The sequence below is a fragment of the Microbacterium sp. NPDC091662 genome (assembly GCF_044756705.1).
In the GTDB taxonomy this organism is placed as follows: domain Bacteria; phylum Actinomycetota; class Actinomycetes; order Actinomycetales; family Microbacteriaceae; genus Microbacterium.
This window is the reverse complement of sequence record NZ_JBIVTM010000002.1, coordinates 361695-379520: the sequence shown is the minus strand read 5'-3', so window position 1 is coordinate 379520 and position 17826 is coordinate 361695. Positions and strand designations below refer to the sequence as shown.

Sequence of the window (17826 nt, the reverse complement as noted above, 5' to 3'; positions counted from 1 at the left end):
AGTCGCTTCGAGTCGTGTGGAGCGACGACGGCAGATCGTACCTTTCGCCAATTAGTGAGCACACCATTGGGGTCTTGCGTTCAGGCATGATCACCCCAGGAGCACTGCTCCGCGCGGATGCGCTCGATCCTGAGATTCGCCTAGCTTCTACATGGCGGGGGTTTTGCTTTGCCCTGGTGAACCGTCGGCTAGAGCGCGTCCTTGGCCTTCCGAGCCAGGTCCAGAGCATCGGCGGCCGCCTCCGCACGTGTCGCCGCGTCCTCCCTGCTCCGCTCCGCTTCCGGAAGATCGTGCTCCGCCCGCCTCAGTTCCTCGCGGATCCGCGCGAGTTCGTTCTCGAGTTCCGACGTGCGCTCGGCGAGCTCACCTCTCTTGGCGCGCAACTCCCGCAGCGCCTTGTCGCGCGTCGTGAGTTCGCGTTCGGCCGATGCCTGGTCCTTCTCTGCTGCGGCGATCGCGCGCTCGGCCTCACGTCGAGCCCGCCTCGCCTGCAGCTCATCCGCGGGAGGCAGTGAAACGGGATCGAGCTCGGGCACGTCTCCCGCCACGGCGTCGCGGATGTCGTTCTGCGTCGCAGATGGATCCAGAGCTCGCGACAGTCGTCCGGAGGCAACCGCCGCGGCTGCTGCCGGGTCGTAGAAGGCTGCCGAGATGCTCTGCTCGACCGCATCGAGCGTGGAGGACGTGACGCGCTCGCCCCTCGACGCGGCCAACTCCCCCGCGGCCTGAGCGAGCTTCCTCGTCAGCGCACGACGCTCCCGGCCGAGTTTCGCCAGCGCTGCGGCATCGAGATCGTCCTGTGCCTCGCGAAGCTCTCGCGCCAGCTCCAAAGCCTCTCCGAGCTGACCGGCCCGCTCCTGCGCGAACACGTTCACCACCCAGGCCGCGATCGACGGCTTCCGCAGGGCGAGGATCCGGGAAGCCAGGTGAGCATCGGCCTCTGCGGCTCGAGCTTTGCGCGATGACACGAACGCTTCCGGAGGGCCGGAGTACAGTCCGGCCGCGATCTCCTCGAACGTGGTGCCGACCATGCGCCCACGATACGCCGCACCTGCTCCTCCTGTGCGGAGAGGTGCGGTCTCCGCTACCCGATGGCGAGATGGTCCGCCCAGTCGGCGCTGACCAGCTTGCTCGTCGGGAATCCGCCGTCTCCGTTGCCGGAGTAGAGGAAGAGAGTGCCCGCAGCCGTACGTGCGAGCAGGTCGGCCTTCCCGTCGCCGTCGTAGTCGGCTCCTCCCGTCGCCGCCGTGAACTCCACCCACCCGCTCCCGACGACGACGGCGGCGGCGAAGCCGTTCACCACGCCCGGATAGAAGTACAGCGTCCCGGTATCGCTCATCGCGATGAGGTCGCCGCGGCCGTCGTTGTTGAAGTCGCCCCCGATCACGAAATGAAACCCCTGCCATCCGCCGCCGAGAAGGATGTGCGAGGTGCCGAACCCGCCGGCACCGTTCCCCTGGTAGATGCCGACAACGCCTGCTGAGGAGACGCCCAGCACGTCGTGTTTCCCATCGCCCGTGTAGTCCGCGCCGGATGTGACATGCAGCATGTCGTACCACCCGCTGCCGACCGCCACCGGTGCCGCGAAACCACCGGCACCGTTTCCCGCGTAGAACTCGAGGACACCATCCGTGCGCGCGGCGAGGACATCGCCCTTGCCGTCAGCATTGAAGTCCGTCCGGGTGACATGCCTCCGGTTGTCCGCCCAGCCGCTGACCACAGCGGTGGCCGCCTGGAAACCGCCGGTGCCCGTCCCCGCGCGAAGACGCAGATCGCCGTTCCCCGCGACGACCAGCAGATCCGACTTGCCGTCTCCCGTGTAGTCAGCGGGCGGGATCGGGGGGCCTGCTTCCGTGCGGAGGCCGGGGAAGTACAACGGGATGGTGCCCCCGCGCGCGACGTTCGAGAGGCACACGAACCCGTCGTTGATCGCGGTGTACACCGCTCCGTTCAACCGCACCTCGAAGTGCAGATGGTATGCCGGTGAGTTTCCGGTGTTTCCCACGACGCCGATCTGCTGCCCGCGCTCCACCCGGGTGCCCGGCGCATAGGTGCCGGGTGACGCCATGTGCGCGTAGCGCGTGACGTAACCGCCCGGGTGCTCGACATCGGTGTAGTTCCCGTAGCCGCTGTTCACTGTTCGCGACTTGATCACTCCGCTGTACGCAGCGAGGATCGGCGTACCACCGGCGGCCGAGATGTCGATGCCCTCATGCGCGCGATAGTTTCCGCGACAGCCGTCTCCGACCTTCGACTGGATGTTGCCCGAAGCAGGGTAGACCATCTGACCGTCGGTGGCCGCGAGCGCTGGAGTGCCGGCCGACAGGGAGGGCGCAAGTGCTCCGATCACGAGCACGAACACGGTGGCGATCCCGATCCGTCCACGACGCAGGCGAGACGCACCCTTCATCTCGAAGTTCCTCTTGCTCGACGGCCCCAGGGGCGCGATGCCCACCGTCGTCACCGTAGCAGTGCGCGGCGTTCCGCCGTCGAGCGCGGCCGGGACTCCCGCACATCCGCCCCAGGACCCGTCGCCCCGCGATCACAGCAGGTCGTACTCCCCGCCGTAGGGCACCGCGCTGTCACCGGTGTCCCGCGCGTCGAACTCCACCGTCTCGACGGAGATGACGACCTGGGTCGCCGCAGTGATGAGCACGCTGACCGAACGGTTGCCCACCACGATGAACTCGACGAACCCTCCGCCGGCGCGCATCGCTTCTTCCATCCGGCCTCTCAGCTCGGAGACATCCTGGCCCTGCGCCAAGAAGAACTCTGATTCGTTGAGCGCAATCCGCGTCCGCGCCATCGTCTGCACCTTGCCCTCCGCTCGTTGTCATTCCGCTGTCGTCATGCAGCGACGGTATCGAGGGGATCGCCGCCCGCAGAGGGGGTTGCGCATGGGCGGCGGAAGAGGCAGGACGTGCGCGGTGTAGCGTGCTCTCATGGGCAGACTCCGCTATGACGGAACCTCGGATCCGATCCTCATCGAGGACGCGACGCTGGCACATCTGAAGATCGTCATCTCGACGAAACTCCGCCGCCAGGAGAGCTTCATGATGACGTGGCGCCCCGTCAACGACGGCGTGGACAAGCGCGCGACCGTCTGGATCCACCCCGCGATCCCCCTGCAGTTCGGGTATGACGCCGCCGAGCAGCCGCCGATCGACCCGCGGCTCATCGCGGAGATGATGCAGGCGCTCAACGCCTCGGGCGAGCTGGTGCTGGATCACCTGATCACCCCCGTCTGACCTCACGCCGAGCGCGGAGGTTCAGACACGGCTCCGGATACGCTGTGCCCGTGGATGCCGTTCCCTACCTCCTCCTCGGCCTGCCGATCCTCGCACTGATCATCGGCGGCCCCCTCCTGAAGAATCGCCTGCGCCGCGGCGCTTCCGAGGCCGGCGACAGAGCAGGGAAGAGGTTCGCCACGGAACAGCTCGACGCAGCACTCGATGAGCTCGGCACCACCCTGGTGATCCACGCCGCAGAAGACCGGGCTCGTGAAGTCGTGGCGTCGGCGATGGCGAAGAAGCAGCGGGAGTACGTCATCCGCAGCGACGGCGCCTACGGCATCCGGTTCGTCGAGGCCGACGACACGGTCGTGCACCTCGTCTCCGTCGCCGAGGGGACCCGAGTGCAGATCGAGACCTTCCGCGAGTACTTCGGCTTTCCGCAGACGGTGCCGCTCTGGACGGATCTGCGGGCACGCATCGCGTCGGCCGCGGGAGCCCATGGGGTCGCGGTCACAGAAGGGCCGGCCGTCCGCTACATCCGTGGCGAGCGCGTCGACGACAGGAACGTGCGCTGGGTGCGAGACGCCTGAGTCGCCCCACACCTCGACCTCCGTCTGAGGCAGCGGGCGCAGAAGACGAGCGCACAACACACAGCTGACGCAACTAGGCTGGGGAACGCGCCCTGCCCGCCGGGCCTCCGCCGGGTCACGGTGGTGGCGTGCGCCCTGACGACCTCCTCCGGTCCACACGGTCCCGACTGTCGGGATGGAGCCGCCGCTCCCGGTGTGGCCACGCCAGAAAGGCTAGAACCATGAGCGAATCTCCCGGAACCGCCGACCGCGATGGCGAGCGCTCGCCGGACTTCTTCGACCAGCTGATCGAGACCACGCCCCGCGACCAGCAGGGCGCGTTCACGGTCGGCTTCCGCGGCTACGACAAGGCCGAGGTCGATGCTGCACTCGCGACCCTTCGCAACCAGCTCAAGCAGGCCGCCGCCGACGTCGCCGAGGCGCAGGCTCGCGAAGAGGACGCCGTCGAAGCGGTGCGGGAAGAGGAGCGCAAGGCTCGTGAAGCCCTCGAGAGCGAGCTGACGGCCGCGAACGCGAAGGTATCCGACGCCGAGCAGCAGGTCGCGACCCTCACCTCCGAGCTCGTCGACGCCCCGCAGCCCGACGGTGAAGAGGCTCCGTCTCGCCAGCAGTTCGAGGCGATCCTGCGCGTCGCCGAAGAGCAGGCGAACGTGCTCATCCAGAACGCGGCCGTGCAGGCCGACCGCCTGATGACCTCCGCCCGCGAGGAAGTGACCGCACAGCGCGCCGAGGCCGAAGCCGACGCCGAGCGGATCACCGCCCAGGCGCAGCGCGACGCCGACCAGGTGCGCCTGAAGATGGACACCGAGTACACCGCACACGAGGCCCGCATCGAGCGCGAGGCCGCGCACGCAGCGGAGAAGGTGAACCAGGCCGCCCAGGAGGCCACGGCTATCCGCACCGAAGCCGAGAAGGGAGCGGCCGCACTGCGCTCCCTCGTGACCCGCGAGACGACTCAGCTGCGCGCCGACGCCGAGCGCGACGTCCGCGACATGAACGCCCGGGTGCTGGAGTTCGAGGAGACCCTCACCCGCCGCCAGGACGATGCGCAGCAGGAGTTCCTCGTGCTGCACAACCAGGCCGTGGCTCACGCCGAGCGCATCACCAACGATGCGAACGAGCAGGTCTCCGCATCGCTCGAGCACGCTCAGCGCATCTCGGCGCGGGCGGAGGACTACGAGCGCCTGACCCGTTCGCAGGCGCAGGCGATCGAGGCCGAAGCGCAGGTCCGTGCGCGCGAGACCCTCGAGCGCGCTCGCGCGAAGGCGCAGAAGATCGTCGATTCGGTCACCGGTCACACCACGGCGGTGCTGCACGATGCGGAGGACCGCACCCGTCAGCTGCGGTGGCAGCAACAGCAGCTGTCGAGCTTCATGGCAGAGGTGCGCGAGCTGATCCGCCCCGACGGCATCTTCTCCGACGAGGCACTGCCGACGGAGATCACCGGAGCGGACGCGCCCGTCGCTGCGACCCCCGCCGAGGTCGCCGCAGACGAGACGCCGGAAGAGACCTTCCTCGGCGACGAGGTGCTCGAAGACGAGCTCGACGACGATCGCCCGCTCGAGAAGATCACGATCGACGTGGTGGAGACCAAGAAGAAGTCCTCCAAGTAGACGCACACACGACAGAGGCGCGAGCAGGAATTCCTGCTCGCGCCTCTGTCGTTCCCGGGCTGATCAGGGCCCGGTGATCTCTGTGGACTACGCCCGACCGAACTGCGCCACCGCTGGGCAGTCGAACGGGTCGGCGCCTGCCGAGAGTCCGACGCGGTTCAGATACTCGATCACGATCATGTACGAACGGCCGAGGCTGGTCTCCGTGTACGGCACGTCGTTCGCCGCACAGTAGTCGCGCACGATCTCGCGGGCCTTCGCCAGGTGCGGGCGCGGCATGCTCGGGAAGAGGTGGTGCTCCACCTGGTAGTTGAGCCCGCCCATGAGCCAGGTCGTCCACCATCCGCCGCTGATGTTGCGGGAGGTGCGTACCTGCTTGGTGAAGAAGTCGAGACGCGCGCCGGGTTCGATGATCGGCATGCCCTTGTGGTTCGGTGCGAACGCGGCACCCATGTAGACGCCGAACACCGCGAACTGCACACCCATGAAGGCGAAGGCCATTCCGAGCGGAAGCATCATGAACACGGGCACGAGGATGAGGGCGAACCGCAGCGCGATGATACCGAGCTCGGTCCAACGTCCCTTGACGTTCTTCGTCGTCGTGAGGTACTTCAAGCCGAGGAAGTGGAGGTTCAGCCCCTCGAGCGTGAGCAGCGGGAAGAAGAGCCAGCCCTGTTTGCGGGTGATGAGCTTGATCAGCCCCTTCGCCTTCGCGGCGTCTTCTTCGAGGAAAGAGATCGTGTCGACCTCGATGTCGGGGTCCTTGCCGACCTGGTTCGGGTTGCCGTGGTGCTTGGTGTGCTTCGAATCCCACCAGGAGTAGCTCATGCCGATGCTGGCGATCACGATGCGGGCAAGCTTGAAGTTCGCCGGCCCCGTGGTCAGGATCTGACGATGCGCCGCCTCATGCCCGAGGAACGCGATCTGCGTGAGGACGATGCCGAGGCCCGCGGCGATGAGCAGCTGGAACCAGCTGTCGCCGAGCAGGATGAAGCCGGTGATGAGGCCGCCGAGTGCGACCGCGATACCGGCGGCCACGAAGACGTAGAACCACTGGGTCCGCTGAAGCAGACCCGTCTCCTTGACCACCTGCGACACCTGCTTGTATGCCTTGGCCATAGGCGGGAAGTCCGCGTTGCCGGAATACGTCTGACGAATCGGACCCAGCGTTGCCGCGGTCGGTTCGATCTGTGTGATGGAGATGATCTTCTCCTGACGATCGGAGCCCTTGAGCTGTGAAAGCCCAAGGCAGCTGCCCAACGCTTACCTCACAGTAGCCCTCGCCTTATGCGCGTCAGGGAATACATCGGAACCTCTCGCCGAGCCCCCAGGCGCGAGCACGCTCGCGCGGGTTCGGCGCGGGGCTCAGGCGCGGGCGCGGCGGGTCCGGCGACGCCAGGCCCGAGGCAGGATCGTCGGGAAGACGGATCCGCCCCGGTCAGGCCTGTTCGCGTCCTCGAGCGCACGGAAGGCGTCGTCGAGCGAGTCGAAGACGCCGAGCTCGGTGCCGTGGTTGTCGCGCACGAGGTGCGCGCTGCCGTCGAACTCGACGAACCCGGCGAATTCGCCGTCGCGCGTCGCGACGTGCACATCGGTGTCGGCCTGCTTCCAGGTCAACGGATCGGACGGGGGAAAGGTGGTGGTGCTCATGGTGATGCTCATTGCTGTGTGGCGGGCACGCGTGGGCGCTCCGCAAGATGTCAGACCGAGGGCGGATTCCGCACGCATCGATGTGCGCGGTCCGTAATGGCCCTGATCAGTGGCGACGTGGCGGCCGAGAGGGGCGATGCACACACGCTGCATGACAACTATAGCAGACCGATCCCACGGGCCCTCATCGCGACCCATCGCGACTCAGTTCGACGGCGGCTGTCCCCCACCGCCGGGCCCTCCCTGACCTCCGCTCACCGCCGGAGCCGTCGCGGTGTCGACACCGACCGTGAGGGTGGCGGTATACCCGTCTCGCACGCCCCCGGTGACTGTGGCCACCTGCAGCGCGCCGGAGTCGTCACCGAAGACGTTGTCGCTCGCCAACGTGATCCGAGAGAGATTACCCGCGGATCCGTCGTAGGCCGCCTCGGCGTAGACGGCCGTGCACGACGCCTCCGGAAGCGCGAGCTGCGACGTGGCGATGGCCGCGGTCGAGTCGGTGATCGACCCGACGTCCGGGTACACCTCGAAATGGATATGCGGCCAGCGCCCCGAATAGCACCCCGGGAACACCGAGGTGAACGACACCCTGCCGTCGGCATCCGCCACCTGCACACCACGCAGATAGGTGACGTCCTCCAGCCCGGAGGAGTACATCGAGTACTCGCCCTGTGCCGTGCAGTGCCACGCATACACGGCGACTCCCGCGAAGGGCGCTCCCCCGTTCGCGAGGTCGAGCACCTGCAACTCGAACGTGAGCGGAACGCCGACAGCCGTCGCCCCGCCGTCGATCGACGAGCGGATGTCCCGACGGACGATCCCCGCATCCTCCAGCACGTCGGGCCCGTTCGAGCCGTCTCCCGGGTACGGGCCTGCCGTCTCATCGGGGATCTCGCCGACGCTCGCGACGTCGTCGCGAGCTGCGTCGGCAGCCGTGGTCGGCGTCGCCGTGCTCGTCGATCCGTCCGATGCCGTGGATGCGCACGCCGCGAGGACGACAGCGCCGAGCCCGACCCCCGCGAGTCCGAGCACCCCGCGTCGGCTCAACAGCGTACGGATGTCGAAGGCCGCCCCCTGATCGACGACCTCCTCATCGGCGCGGTCGAGCAGACGCCCCTCGTAGGCGGGGCCGTCGGGGGTCTGGGTGGGTTCCGGAATGCTCATGATGTGTCTCCTCGTCGATGGGTGCCTGTTGCGTGCCACCCAGCGTCGCGGAGCTTCCGATCAGAACTCTCTGCCGGTGCTATGCCTTGTCTATGCGCGTGGAGTCCAGGCGCGTGGACGACACCGGCGGATGAAGCACCAGCACCACCACGATGACGACGAGGACCAGCGCGGTGAGGGTGACCGGTATCGGCAGCACCGGATCGAGCAGCACGAGCAGCGCTCCGAGAGGGACGACCGTGTTCACCAGGCGGTCGGCATTCTCGCGGATCGCGATCCACCAGATACCCGCGAGGAAGATCGCGATCGGGATCGTCACCGTGAACGACGCCGCGACGTTGGAGAGGTGGCTCTTCCCCGTCAGCACGTCGATCTCGACCTCGATGCCGGCCGAGAAGGCCGCGGCGGCCGCGAAGACGAGATAGTGCGTGTAGCCGTAGCGCAGCGAGCGACCGAAGCTCGTGATAGCACGGTGGTGCGGCGGCCAGAAGTAGATCCACCACAGCGACGCCGTGACCACGAGGGCGAGCACGGCGATCGCGATCAGCGGTCCGAGACTCTCGACCTCGTGAAGTGCATCGATGATGGCGTTCGCGGAGGCGAGAAGGCTCTCACCGAGCACGATCAAGGTGAACAGGCCGTAGCGCTCGGTGATGTGGTGCGGATGCCACGGTGTCTGTCTGCGGTACTCGGCGAACACCGGAACGCTGATCTCGATCAGGGCGAAGGCCACGAAGGCGACGAACTGCAGCGTGCCGGCCGGGATCAGGAGGAACAGGATCCACAGCACCTGGACCGCGGCGATGCCGAACGCGTACCGGCGCGTCGCGGAGCGCAGGGGGCCGGCCGATCGTGAGGCCCGCAGCCATTGCGCGACCATGGCCACGCGCATCACGACATAGCCGAGGACGGGAACCGTGAAGTCGCTCTCGTTGAACGCCGCGGGGATGCCGGCGGCGAAGACGAGGACTCCGCCCATCTGCACGAATGTCGTGACGCGATAGAGCCAGTCATCCGTGTCGAACGACGTGGCGAACCACGTGAAGTTCATCCAGGCCCACCAGATCGCGAAGAACAGCATGGCGTAGGAGGTGACCCCGTGCAGGAAGTCCCCTTCACTGAGGGCATGGTGCAGCTGTGCGGAGGCGATGCTCACCGCCACGACGAAGACGAGGTCGAAGAAGAGCTCGAGCGGGCTCGCAGTGCGATGCGGCTGAGAAGGGTCGCGCGGCAGCATCGTTCGAAGCCGGAAGCGTTGAGTGTCGGTGTTCGCGGTCACCGCGACAGGATAGCTCCCGGCCGATGCCTTCCCGCCACCTTCGTTCGTCAATTCAACAGATTTACCTTCCCGTGGCGACGATGTTCCGCTACAGTGGATCAGGTCTGCAGTGCCTGCTGTCAGCGCTCACCGTGTGGGACGGTGAGAACGCACTCCGTGATGTGGGAATCACGGGGAGTTTCAGCAGGACCCGAGGGGTCGGGAAGCAGGCGAATGCCGTGAACGTGGGGTTCATGGTCTGGGGAAACTGGGGAAACACATGTCGCACTGGGGTTTTTTGCGTACATTCACGGCTCATGAGGCCTCGGCATGACTTCCGTCGAGGATGCTCTGAGCATCGCTCGTACGGGCTTCGTGCCGGTCGCGGCTCCGCGAGCCACCAAGTCGGTGACGCGCACGGTGGTCACACCGCGCGCTTCGGCGACGCTGGAAAGACGCCGTCAGTGGGAGCGTCGCTATCGGATGCGTCTGCGGACGACGGATGCAGCTGTCATCCTGTTCGCGCTCGGTCTGACGGCAGCGGTCCAGCTGGCGACCGGCGTCTCCGGGCTTGAGGTCCTGCGCGACGGCATTCCGCTCGCCGCGCTGTGGTATCTCATGCTCAGCGCGATGCACACGCGGGACGCCGCGTTGTTCCGCGCGAGTGCCACCGAGTACCGGGGCGTCGTGCACGCCACCGGACTCGCCTTCGGGATCATCGCCATCGTGGCGGTCCTGCTCGCATGGAAGTCGATGCAACTGACGCTGCTGCTGGGGCTGCCCGTCGGTGTGCTGACTCTTCTGGTGACCAGGTGGCTGTGGCGCCACTGGCTGCAGAAGCAGCGCTCCCAGGGGAGGTTCGCCTCCCGTACCCTCGTCGTCGGCAACAGGGACGACGTGGAGTATGTGGTCCGGACGCTGCACCCGATCGGCGCATCCGGGTACCAGGTAGTCGGTGCGACGCTGCTCGACGGCAACGCGCGCGACATCGTGATCGACGACACGCGGTTCCCGGTTCTGGGGAACGTGAACTCCGTGTCGTCGGTCGCGGCCGAAGTCGGTGCCGACACGATCATCGTGGCGAGCCGCCCCGAGGGCGAGCCCGAGTTCGTGAAGCAGCTGAGTTGGCAGCTCGAAGGGACGGCCGCCGAGCTCGTGCTCTCCAGCCGCCTCACCGATGTCGCGGGTCCGCGCATCTCCTTCGCCCCGGTCGAGGGCCTGCCGCTGATCCAGGTGCAGATCCCGACCTACGAAGGCGGTCAGCACCTGTTGAAGCGTGCGCTGGACGTCGCTGTGGCCACGCTGGCGCTGATCCCGATCGGTCTGCTCGCCCCTGTGCTCGCGCTGCTCATCAAGCTGGACTCACCCGGCCCGGTCTTCTTCTTCCAGGAGCGCGTCGGCCGTGACGGTCGCCGCTTCAAGATGGTCAAGTTCCGCTCGATGAAGACGGATGCCGAGCAGCAGCTCGCCGCCCTCAAGGAGCAGAACCAGGGCTCCGGACTCCTCTTCAAGATGAAGGACGACCCGCGCGTCACCCGTGTCGGCAAGGTTCTGCGCAAGCTCTCCCTGGATGAGCTGCCGCAGTTCTGGAACGTCCTCATCGGCGACATGAGCGTCGTCGGACCGCGCCCGCCGCTGCCCAGCGAAGTCACCGCCTACGACGGCACCGTCTTCCGGCGCCTCTACATCAAGCCCGGGATCACCGGTCTGTGGCAGGTCTCCGGACGAAGCGACCTCTCCTGGGACGAGAGCGTCCGCCTCGACCTGCGGTACGTCGAGAACTGGTCCGTGATGAACGACCTGCAGATCATGTGGCGTACCGCCAAGGTCATGGTGCAGCCCAGCGGGGCATACTGATCGGATGAGCAATTCGAACCGCCTCACCATCGCGATGGTGGGGACCCGAGGAGTGCCCGCGGCATACGGCGGCTTCGAAACCGCCATCGAAGAGGTCGGACGCCGGCTCGCGGAACGCGGGCATGACGTCGTCGTGTACACCCGTGGGTCCGAGCGGCGCGAGAAGGAGTACCTCGGCATGCGGGTCGTGCACCTTCCTGCGGTTCCCGTGAAGCAGATCGAGACGCTGAGCCACACAGGACTGTCAGCACTGCACCTCATGTTCCGGCGGCGCCCCGATGCGACCTTCGTGTTCAACGCCGCCAATTCGCCGTTCCTACCGCTGCTCCGGTTGCGCCGCGCACCGGTCGCGCTGCACATGGACGGGCTCGAATGGCGACGCTCCAAGTGGGGGCCGCGCGGCAAGGCCTACTACCGCTGGGCAGAACAGTTCGGGGTGCGCACCGCCGACGCTCTGATCGCTGATGCACCGGGGATCGCCGACTACTACCGGCACCAGTTCGATGTACCCACCGAACTCATCCGCTACGGCGCTCCCATCCTCGACCAGCTTCCCGAGCGCAGCGTGGCCGAGATGGGTCTGACCTCGAACGGCTATCACCTCGTCGTGGCCCGGTTCGAACCCGAGAACCATGTGCTCGAGATCGTCGAAGGCTATCGCCACAGCGACGCGGAACTTCCGCTCGTGGTGGTCGGCTCCGCTCCGTACAGCGCGGGGTATACCCAGGAGATCCAGCGGGTGGCCGATGGCGACGACCGGATCCGGCTCGTCGGCGGAGTGTACGACCAGGAACTGCTCGACGCGCTCTATGCGAATGCGCTCACGTACGTGCACGGCCACTCCGTCGGAGGCACCAACCCCTCGCTCCTTCGCGCCATGGGTGCGGGCACCGCCGTCATCGGTTTCGACGTGCCCTTCAACCGCGAAGTCCTCGACGGCAACGGATGGTTCTTCTCCCATGCGGGCGACGTCGCCGAGCACGTCATGGCGGCTGAGGCCGAGCCCGCATCCACCGCGGCACGCGCGCAGGCCGTGCAGGAGATCGCGCGCACCCGCTTCCGTTGGGACGACGTCGCCGACGAGTACGAAGCGCTTGCGCATCGGATCTCCGAACGCGCGACGATCCATCCCTCTGCGCGACGTGCACGCCGCCGACAGACGGACTGGGTCCCGGCCCCCGCCGGATCGGACGCCTCGTGAGTGGCGACGGGAAGCGGCGCACCATCCTTCTCGTGCACCCCGGCGCCGAGCTGTTCGGTTCCGACCGCATGCTCCTGGAAAGCGCGATCGGTCTGGTCGAGTCCGGGGCGCGCGTCGTCGTGGCCCTTCCGAGCTCCGGTCTCCTCGTGAACGAGCTGCGCAACGCCGGCGCCGAGGTGGTCATCGTCCCCATGCTCGTGCTGCGCAAGGTCCTGCTGACGCCACGAGGTCTTCCCCGGCTCTTCCGCGACACGTTCCGTGGCCTCGGCGCCGCGTGGCGGCTGCTCGGACGTGTCCGCCCCGACGTCGTCTACGTTTCGACGATCATCATCCCCGAATGGCCGGTGATCGCTCGGCTGAAGGGCATCCGCACGGTGAGCCACGTCCATGAGGCCGAGGCATCGGGCAACAGGCTCGTCAACGGCATCCTCTACTCCCCTCACCTGGCCTCCCACCGCACGCTGGTGAACAGCCGTTTCAGCCTGGACACGATCCGCGCCGCGCTGCCGGCCCTCGCCCGGCGTTCCCACGTGGTCTACAACGGCGTCGCCTCTCCCCCGCACCCGGTGTCGCCACGCCCACGCACTGACGGCCCGCTCCGCGTGCTCTACATCGGACGCCTCTCCCCTCGTAAGGGGCCCGACCTCGTGATCGAGGCGGCCTCGCGACTGCACGCGGCCGGGCGCGCTGTGGACGTGACCCTTCTCGGCGCCGTCTTCGAGGGCTACGAGTGGTTCGAACACGAGCTGCGCGCACAGGCCGCCGACGCCGGGGTATCGGTCGACTTCGCCGGGTTCCACACCGACATCTGGCCGTTCCTGGAGCAGACCGATGTGCTGCTCGTCCCCTCGCGCATCGACGAGCCCTTCGGGAACACCGCCGTCGAGGGGATCCTCGCACTGCGCCCCGTGATCGCCAGCGACAGCAGCGGTCTTCGAGAAGCGGCAGGCGGCTACGGCACCGCGCAGCTCGTCACCGCCGGCGACCCCGACTCCATCGCGACGGCTCTGACCGATATCGACACCCGCTGGGATGAGATGGTCTCGACCGTCGCCGACAGCCGCGCCGAGGCCCTGCGCCGGCACGCTCCCGCCGTCTATCGCTCGAGCGTCACGGCGCACGTCCTGGGCTGACGTCCGCCGCCGACACCACCCCGGCGTCTATCCGCCCGGCCCGGGCTATACCGGTTCGAGATCTCCGACCGTCAGCCGCTTCTTGTTGCGGACGATGTAGATCGAGAACGGGATCAGCTGACAGACGACGAGCGCGAAGGCGACGCCGATCAGCGGTCCGGCGATCCCCAGCACCGGGGTCAGCACGAACGAGAGCGTGATGCCGACAGCGGCCATGCTCAGCGTCGGGATCACCTGGAAGCGGATGCCCGGCTTGTCCATGATGAACATGCCCAGCGGGTACACCGCGGCGGTCATCATGATCATCAGGCCGAACGCGAAGATCGTGCTCGGTCGCACGGTGAGCTCACCCTGTGTGATGAACCCGAACAGCCACGGACCGACCAGCCACACCATCACGGTCGCGAGCCCGATGGCCGCGGCGAACAGGATCGAAAGCAGGAACGGTCCGCGCCGGAGGTCGCCGTCGTGGCGACTCTTCGCGAAGTGTGGCCAGAGTGCGAGGCCACCCGCCATCACCAGTCCGTTGAGGGCGAAGAAGACCTGTCCCGCCACCCCGTACTCGGCGACATCGGTGGGACCGCCGAGTTGGGCGATCACATACCGCTGCGAGCCCACGGCGATGGGATAGGTCACCATCTGCGCCAGCATCGGCCACCCCACGTCCATCACCCGCACTCCCGGATACCGCCGAGGGCGCAGGACCATCCGCGCAGCTGCGGGAATCAGGGGGGATGTCGTGCGCGCCGTGATGAGGATGCCGAGCAACGAGACGATGAAGGAGGCCGCGAAGGAGGCGATGGCGACGAAGGAGTGAAGGTTCTCACCGCCGAACGTCAGCATCAGCCAGACACCGGTCATGGTCAGGGGCGAGATCAGGCCCTGGAGGAGGATCACGATGTGATTGCGGCGCTGGCCCAGCATGATCCGCGCCCAGACCCCGAGAGGGATGCCGAGGCAGAAGATGGTGACGCAGTAGAAGGCGGCCAGTGAAGCGCCGGGGCGCCCGCCTGCCTCGCCGAACACCAACTCCCAGGCGCCGGTGAGGACGAGGACGGTGTTGATCGCCATCGCCGTCGCCGCGAACATCAACAGAACCCGTCCGACCGATGTGAGCTGATATCGCAGCTTCTCGTCCGTGCGCACGTCCTCACTCGTCGCGACCGCATTGACCAGAACCGCCCCGCTGCCGAGGTCGGTGAACGTCAGAAGCGAGGGGATGGTCGTCAGCAGCGTGTACAGAGCGAAGCTGTCGACGCCGGCACCGCCGATGATCATCCGGGTCGTGAGAACGCCGCAGACCAGCGCGATGACCATCGTCAGCGCGCGCGCGCCGACGGCGAGAAGAGAGCCCATACCTACATCGTCACCGGGGCAGTGCCCCCAGCGTCGTGCTGCTGCCGGGGAGTCGTGATACTGATGCGATATCGGCCGGCACCGGAACCGCCACAGAGCCCTGCGCGGCCGCGAACGCGGGAAGCAGCGCGTAGGCGCCATCGACCACAGGAACGCCCTCGACGAACTGCGAGCGCCGGTCCTGCCCCGTGGCGGCCGTGAACGCGGCAAGTGTGTCCGTCACAGCGGGGTCTCTCGAGACCGCCCCCTTCGACCATGCGGAGAACCACCGGGGAGTGCCCGGCGACGTGCGCTGGTAGAGGTTTCCGTTCACGCTCGACACCATCTGGGAGCCCGTGTACTGCAGGGAGTAGTCCTGCACACAGACCAGGCAGTTGCCGGCGCTCTCGGCCATGACGTTGTTCGACATCACGATGTTGCGCACGATCCAGGAGGCCTGCGGCGCGTACCTCGTCCGCGGGTCGTGGCCGGGGGTGTTCGGGTCGGAGGCGCGCCGGGAGTCCATCCCGATGCTGATGTTCCGGTTCCCGTTGCCGACGAAGGTGTTGTTCCAGATCTTCACGCTGCCGGAGTTGAGCACGAACAGACCGAACTCGCCGTTTCGGGCGATGACATTGTCCGCCACCACGGCCCGCTCCGACAGCTCGACGATGACACCGTGCCCGGAGTTGCCGATCACGTCATTGCCGGTGAAGGCGATGTCGAGCACGGACTCGTCGAACCACGGGCCTCGTCCGTCGTTGCCCGTGAACGCGCTGTCGGTGACCGTCACCCCACGGGTTCGCGTGACCTTGAAGGCGCCGGACACCGGCGAATCGTTGAAGTGCTCCATGTTGTTGCCCACCGAGAGCATCTGGGTCACCGTGAGCCCATCCGCCTGCGAAGCCCCTCCACCGAGCAGGCCGTTCCCGATCAACGACACTCGAGTCAGCGTCGTACCCGGAGCCCACGAGTAGAAGCCCGTGGTCGAGTTGTCGCGGATCGTCACATCAGTGAGTGTGACGTTCGGTGCAGCGGCGATCACCGTGCCCATCTGCGGAACGCTGGTGGCGTAGCGGCGCACCCCGATTCCACGAACCTCGGTGCCCGCCGAGCGGATCGACAGCGCCTGCGTGAGCACACTCGCCTCGACGGACTTGCCTGTCGGGTTCGTACCGATCACCAGACGCTTGGCCGCATCGTCCACGAAGAAGGTGCCGTCCGTGACCTGCGCTGCCGAGGCCACTTCACGCAGCTGGACCCCGGCGACCCAGACCTGATCGGGGTGCGCAGCCATCGGATGGGCGGGGTCGACGAAGCGCCAGTCCGCCTGGGTGTTGTCGGGCGCCCCCTTCGTATAGGTCGGGCTCGCGTCGAGAGCCGTGTTCCAACCGTCGACCACCCAGGTGCTTCCAGAGGCCTTCCACCCGGTGACCGGCTTCGCCCCGTCGAGCCAGACCGACTCGTTCGGAGCTGGTTGGATGGTGACCCGCTTCTGCGCCGGCACCACGATCTCCTCATGGTACGAACCACCGCGGAGGACGATCGTTCCCCCGTTGGGAACGACGCGCAGCGCGGCAGCGACCGTCTTGACGGGCGCGTTCTTGGTTCCCGAGGCTCCGTCGAAGCCTGCGGGAGCGACGTAGACGGCTGTCGCCGGGGCATCGTACGCGAGCGTACCCGGAGACTTGGCGCCGGGGTCACCGCGCACACCCTCCGGCGTGCCCGGCGGAACCGGCTCGGGCTCGGGCGCCGGAGGCGGAGTCGGGGTCGGAGTCGGGGTCGGCGAGGCCGTCGGCTCGGGCGACGGCTCGGGCGACGGTGACGGTGACGGCTCCGGCGCAGGCGTGGGCTCCGGTGCGGGCGTCGGCTCCGGTGCGGGCGTCGGCTCGGTGGAGGGCTCCGGAACCGTGAGAGGGGTGGTGACGGAGACGTCGTCGATACCCACCGGAACAGCGGTCCGGGCTCCCGAAGACGTATAGAGGGCGAAAGCGTAGCCACCGGCCGCCTGGATCCGGGCGTCAGAGTCGTCGGAGTACGTGACCTGCCAGTCGCTCGGCTCCGCCGAGCTCGATTCCCAAGCCTTGGCGCCCAGCTCCACGGGGTCAGTCCCGGTGACGCGGAGAGCAACCGTCAGCGTCGTGCCACTCGCCACCGTGAGCGGGAGTCTGCGCTCGCTGAGGTTCTGCACGCGCATGAGATCGGCGAGTCGGACGATCGACACATATGCCGAACCGTCGGGGTGCACACGCACGCGCACGCCATACGAGTCGGCCCCGGATACGCGGACCGCCTGCGACAGGTAGAGCGGTCCTCCGATCGGAAGCTCGGGTACCGTCAGCGAGAAGCGGCCGTCCACGTCGGCCGCAGCCACGCCGTCGACCGTCGCCCTGGCGGTGATTCCGGGCTTACGGCTGGCGAGCAACGCCTGCGCGCCCGTCACGCTCGCCGTTCCCTCCACCACACGCCACGCCCCCTCGGGCGAGGAACCCCAGCCCGATTCGACCGTGCGCTCCATGTCGTCGTCGATCACCGGAGTGTCCGTCGACGCAGTGGGCTGCGAGAGGAGCACAGCATCGTCGGCCAGCGCCGACGCGGGAACCGCCGTCAGTGCGGCGGTGACCGCGAGGACCGCGGTCAGTGCGCCAGCAAGCGCCTTTCGAGGGCGTCGCCGAGGCGGATTCGCGGACTCGCGTGATGCGAGATCGAGGAACGGAGTGGACACGATGTCACCGTCTTCTGGGGCAGATTCATGATCACCCAGCATCTCCGCCGCAGTTTAGACCCCGGCA

At 67.4% G+C, this 17826-nt stretch carries 15 protein-coding genes; 6 read left to right on the top strand and 9 right to left on the bottom strand.

Features of this window, described 5'->3' with window-relative positions; genetic code table 11:
- Positions 1–188: 188 nt before the first annotated feature.
- The 3 genes from ACIQLD_RS15055 to ACIQLD_RS15045 form a co-directional block, all read right to left on the bottom strand.
- Positions 189–1031: a transposase gene (locus tag ACIQLD_RS15055; RefSeq protein ID WP_402610311.1), complete on the bottom strand. Its 843-nt coding sequence runs from the start codon at positions 1029–1031 to the stop codon at positions 189–191.
- A gap of 53 nt (positions 1032–1084) precedes the next feature.
- Positions 1085–2455: an FG-GAP-like repeat-containing protein gene (locus ACIQLD_RS15050; protein WP_402609193.1), complete on the bottom strand. Its 1371-nt coding sequence runs from the start codon at positions 2453–2455 to the stop codon at positions 1085–1087.
- Between the two features lie 87 nt (positions 2456–2542).
- A complete protein-coding gene (locus ACIQLD_RS15045) occupies positions 2543–2806 on the bottom strand; it encodes a hypothetical protein (RefSeq protein WP_402609191.1) in 264 nt (87 codons plus the stop codon).
- Positions 2807–2942: 136 nt separating this feature from the next.
- On the opposite strand from ACIQLD_RS15045, the gene ACIQLD_RS15040 reads away from it, so the two are divergent.
- The 3 genes from ACIQLD_RS15040 (at position 2943) to ACIQLD_RS15030 (ending at position 5436) form a co-directional block, all read left to right on the top strand.
- Positions 2943–3248 (top strand): hypothetical protein, encoded by a 306-nt coding sequence (locus ACIQLD_RS15040; RefSeq protein ID WP_402609189.1) that lies wholly within the window; start codon positions 2943–2945, stop codon positions 3246–3248.
- Between the two features lie 50 nt (positions 3249–3298).
- The gene (locus ACIQLD_RS15035; protein ID WP_402609187.1) at positions 3299–3823 is read left to right on the top strand and encodes a hypothetical protein; all 525 of its coding nucleotides are present in this window, start codon (positions 3299–3301) and stop codon (positions 3821–3823) included.
- 221 nt (positions 3824–4044) lie between these two features.
- Positions 4045–5436 (top strand): DivIVA domain-containing protein, encoded by a 1392-nt coding sequence (locus ACIQLD_RS15030; RefSeq protein WP_402609185.1) that lies wholly within the window; start codon positions 4045–4047, stop codon positions 5434–5436.
- Positions 5437–5523: 87 nt separating this feature from the next.
- Here the strand turns inward: ACIQLD_RS15030 and ACIQLD_RS15025 are convergent, their stop codons facing one another.
- The 4 genes from ACIQLD_RS15025 to ACIQLD_RS15010 form a co-directional block, all read right to left on the bottom strand.
- Positions 5524–6642, bottom strand: coding sequence for a fatty acid desaturase family protein (locus ACIQLD_RS15025; RefSeq protein ID WP_402610282.1), 1119 nt, complete (start codon positions 6640–6642; stop codon positions 5524–5526).
- Between the two features lie 159 nt (positions 6643–6801).
- Positions 6802–7086, bottom strand: a complete 285-nt coding sequence (locus ACIQLD_RS15020; RefSeq protein WP_402609183.1) for a hypothetical protein — start codon at positions 7084–7086, stop codon at positions 6802–6804.
- 204 nt (positions 7087–7290) lie between these two features.
- On the bottom strand, positions 7291–8250 hold the full coding sequence (locus ACIQLD_RS15015; protein WP_402609181.1) for an intradiol ring-cleavage dioxygenase: 960 nt from the start codon (positions 8248–8250) through the stop codon (positions 7291–7293).
- Positions 8251–8329: 79 nt separating this feature from the next.
- Positions 8330–9487, bottom strand: a complete 1158-nt coding sequence (locus ACIQLD_RS15010) for a low temperature requirement protein A (protein WP_402610280.1) — start codon at positions 9485–9487, stop codon at positions 8330–8332.
- A 351-nt stretch (positions 9488–9838) separates the two neighbouring features.
- Here ACIQLD_RS15010 and ACIQLD_RS15005 point away from each other — a divergent pair, with 351 nt between their 5' ends.
- From ACIQLD_RS15005 to ACIQLD_RS14995, 3 genes are read left to right on the top strand one after another with little or no spacing between them, the layout of a single operon-like run.
- Positions 9839–11365: a sugar transferase gene (locus ACIQLD_RS15005; protein ID WP_402609179.1), complete on the top strand. Its 1527-nt coding sequence runs from the start codon at positions 9839–9841 to the stop codon at positions 11363–11365.
- Positions 11366–11369: 4 nt separating this feature from the next.
- On the top strand, positions 11370–12566 hold the full coding sequence (locus tag ACIQLD_RS15000) for a glycosyltransferase (RefSeq protein ID WP_402609177.1): 1197 nt from the start codon (positions 11370–11372) through the stop codon (positions 12564–12566).
- Positions 12563–13699 (top strand): glycosyltransferase, encoded by a 1137-nt coding sequence (locus tag ACIQLD_RS14995; RefSeq protein WP_402609176.1) that lies wholly within the window; start codon positions 12563–12565, stop codon positions 13697–13699. The genes ACIQLD_RS15000 and ACIQLD_RS14995 overlap by 4 nt, the downstream gene beginning before the upstream one ends.
- Positions 13700–13744: 45 nt before the next feature.
- Here ACIQLD_RS14995 and ACIQLD_RS14990 read toward each other — a convergent pair whose 3' ends face one another.
- Positions 13745–15055 carry a lipopolysaccharide biosynthesis protein gene (locus ACIQLD_RS14990; RefSeq protein WP_402609174.1) on the bottom strand — a complete coding sequence of 437 codons (1311 nt, stop codon included), beginning with the start codon at positions 15053–15055 and terminating at the stop codon, positions 13745–13747.
- 10 nt (positions 15056–15065) lie between these two features.
- Positions 15066–17759: a right-handed parallel beta-helix repeat-containing protein gene (locus tag ACIQLD_RS14985; protein WP_402609172.1), complete on the bottom strand. Its 2694-nt coding sequence runs from the start codon at positions 17757–17759 to the stop codon at positions 15066–15068.
- Positions 17760–17826 lie beyond the last annotated feature (67 nt).

What these genes read in the sequence shown, in the direction of transcription:
- ACIQLD_RS15055 (WP_402610311.1), bottom strand. Translation starts at nt 1,031, where the DNA reads ATGGTCGGCACCACGTTCGAGGAGATCGCGGCCGGACTGTACTCCGGC.
- ACIQLD_RS15045 (WP_402609191.1), bottom strand. Translation starts at nt 2,806, where the DNA reads ATGGCGCGGACGCGGATTGCGCTCAACGAATCAGAGTTCTTCTTGGCG.
- ACIQLD_RS15040 (WP_402609189.1), top strand. Translation starts at nt 2,943, where the DNA reads ATGGGCAGACTCCGCTATGACGGAACCTCGGATCCGATCCTCATCGAG.
- ACIQLD_RS15030 (WP_402609185.1), top strand. Translation starts at nt 4,045, where the DNA reads ATGAGCGAATCTCCCGGAACCGCCGACCGCGATGGCGAGCGCTCGCCG.
- ACIQLD_RS15020 (WP_402609183.1), bottom strand. Translation starts at nt 7,086, where the DNA reads ATGAGCACCACCACCTTTCCCCCGTCCGATCCGTTGACCTGGAAGCAG.
- ACIQLD_RS15015 (WP_402609181.1), bottom strand. Translation starts at nt 8,250, where the DNA reads ATGAGCATTCCGGAACCCACCCAGACCCCCGACGGCCCCGCCTACGAG.
- ACIQLD_RS15010 (WP_402610280.1), bottom strand. Translation starts at nt 9,487, where the DNA reads ATGCTGCCGCGCGACCCTTCTCAGCCGCATCGCACTGCGAGCCCGCTC.
- ACIQLD_RS15005 (WP_402609179.1), top strand. Translation starts at nt 9,839, where the DNA reads ATGACTTCCGTCGAGGATGCTCTGAGCATCGCTCGTACGGGCTTCGTG.
- ACIQLD_RS15000 (WP_402609177.1), top strand. Translation starts at nt 11,370, where the DNA reads ATGAGCAATTCGAACCGCCTCACCATCGCGATGGTGGGGACCCGAGGA.
- ACIQLD_RS14990 (WP_402609174.1), bottom strand. Translation starts at nt 15,055, where the DNA reads ATGGGCTCTCTTCTCGCCGTCGGCGCGCGCGCGCTGACGATGGTCATC.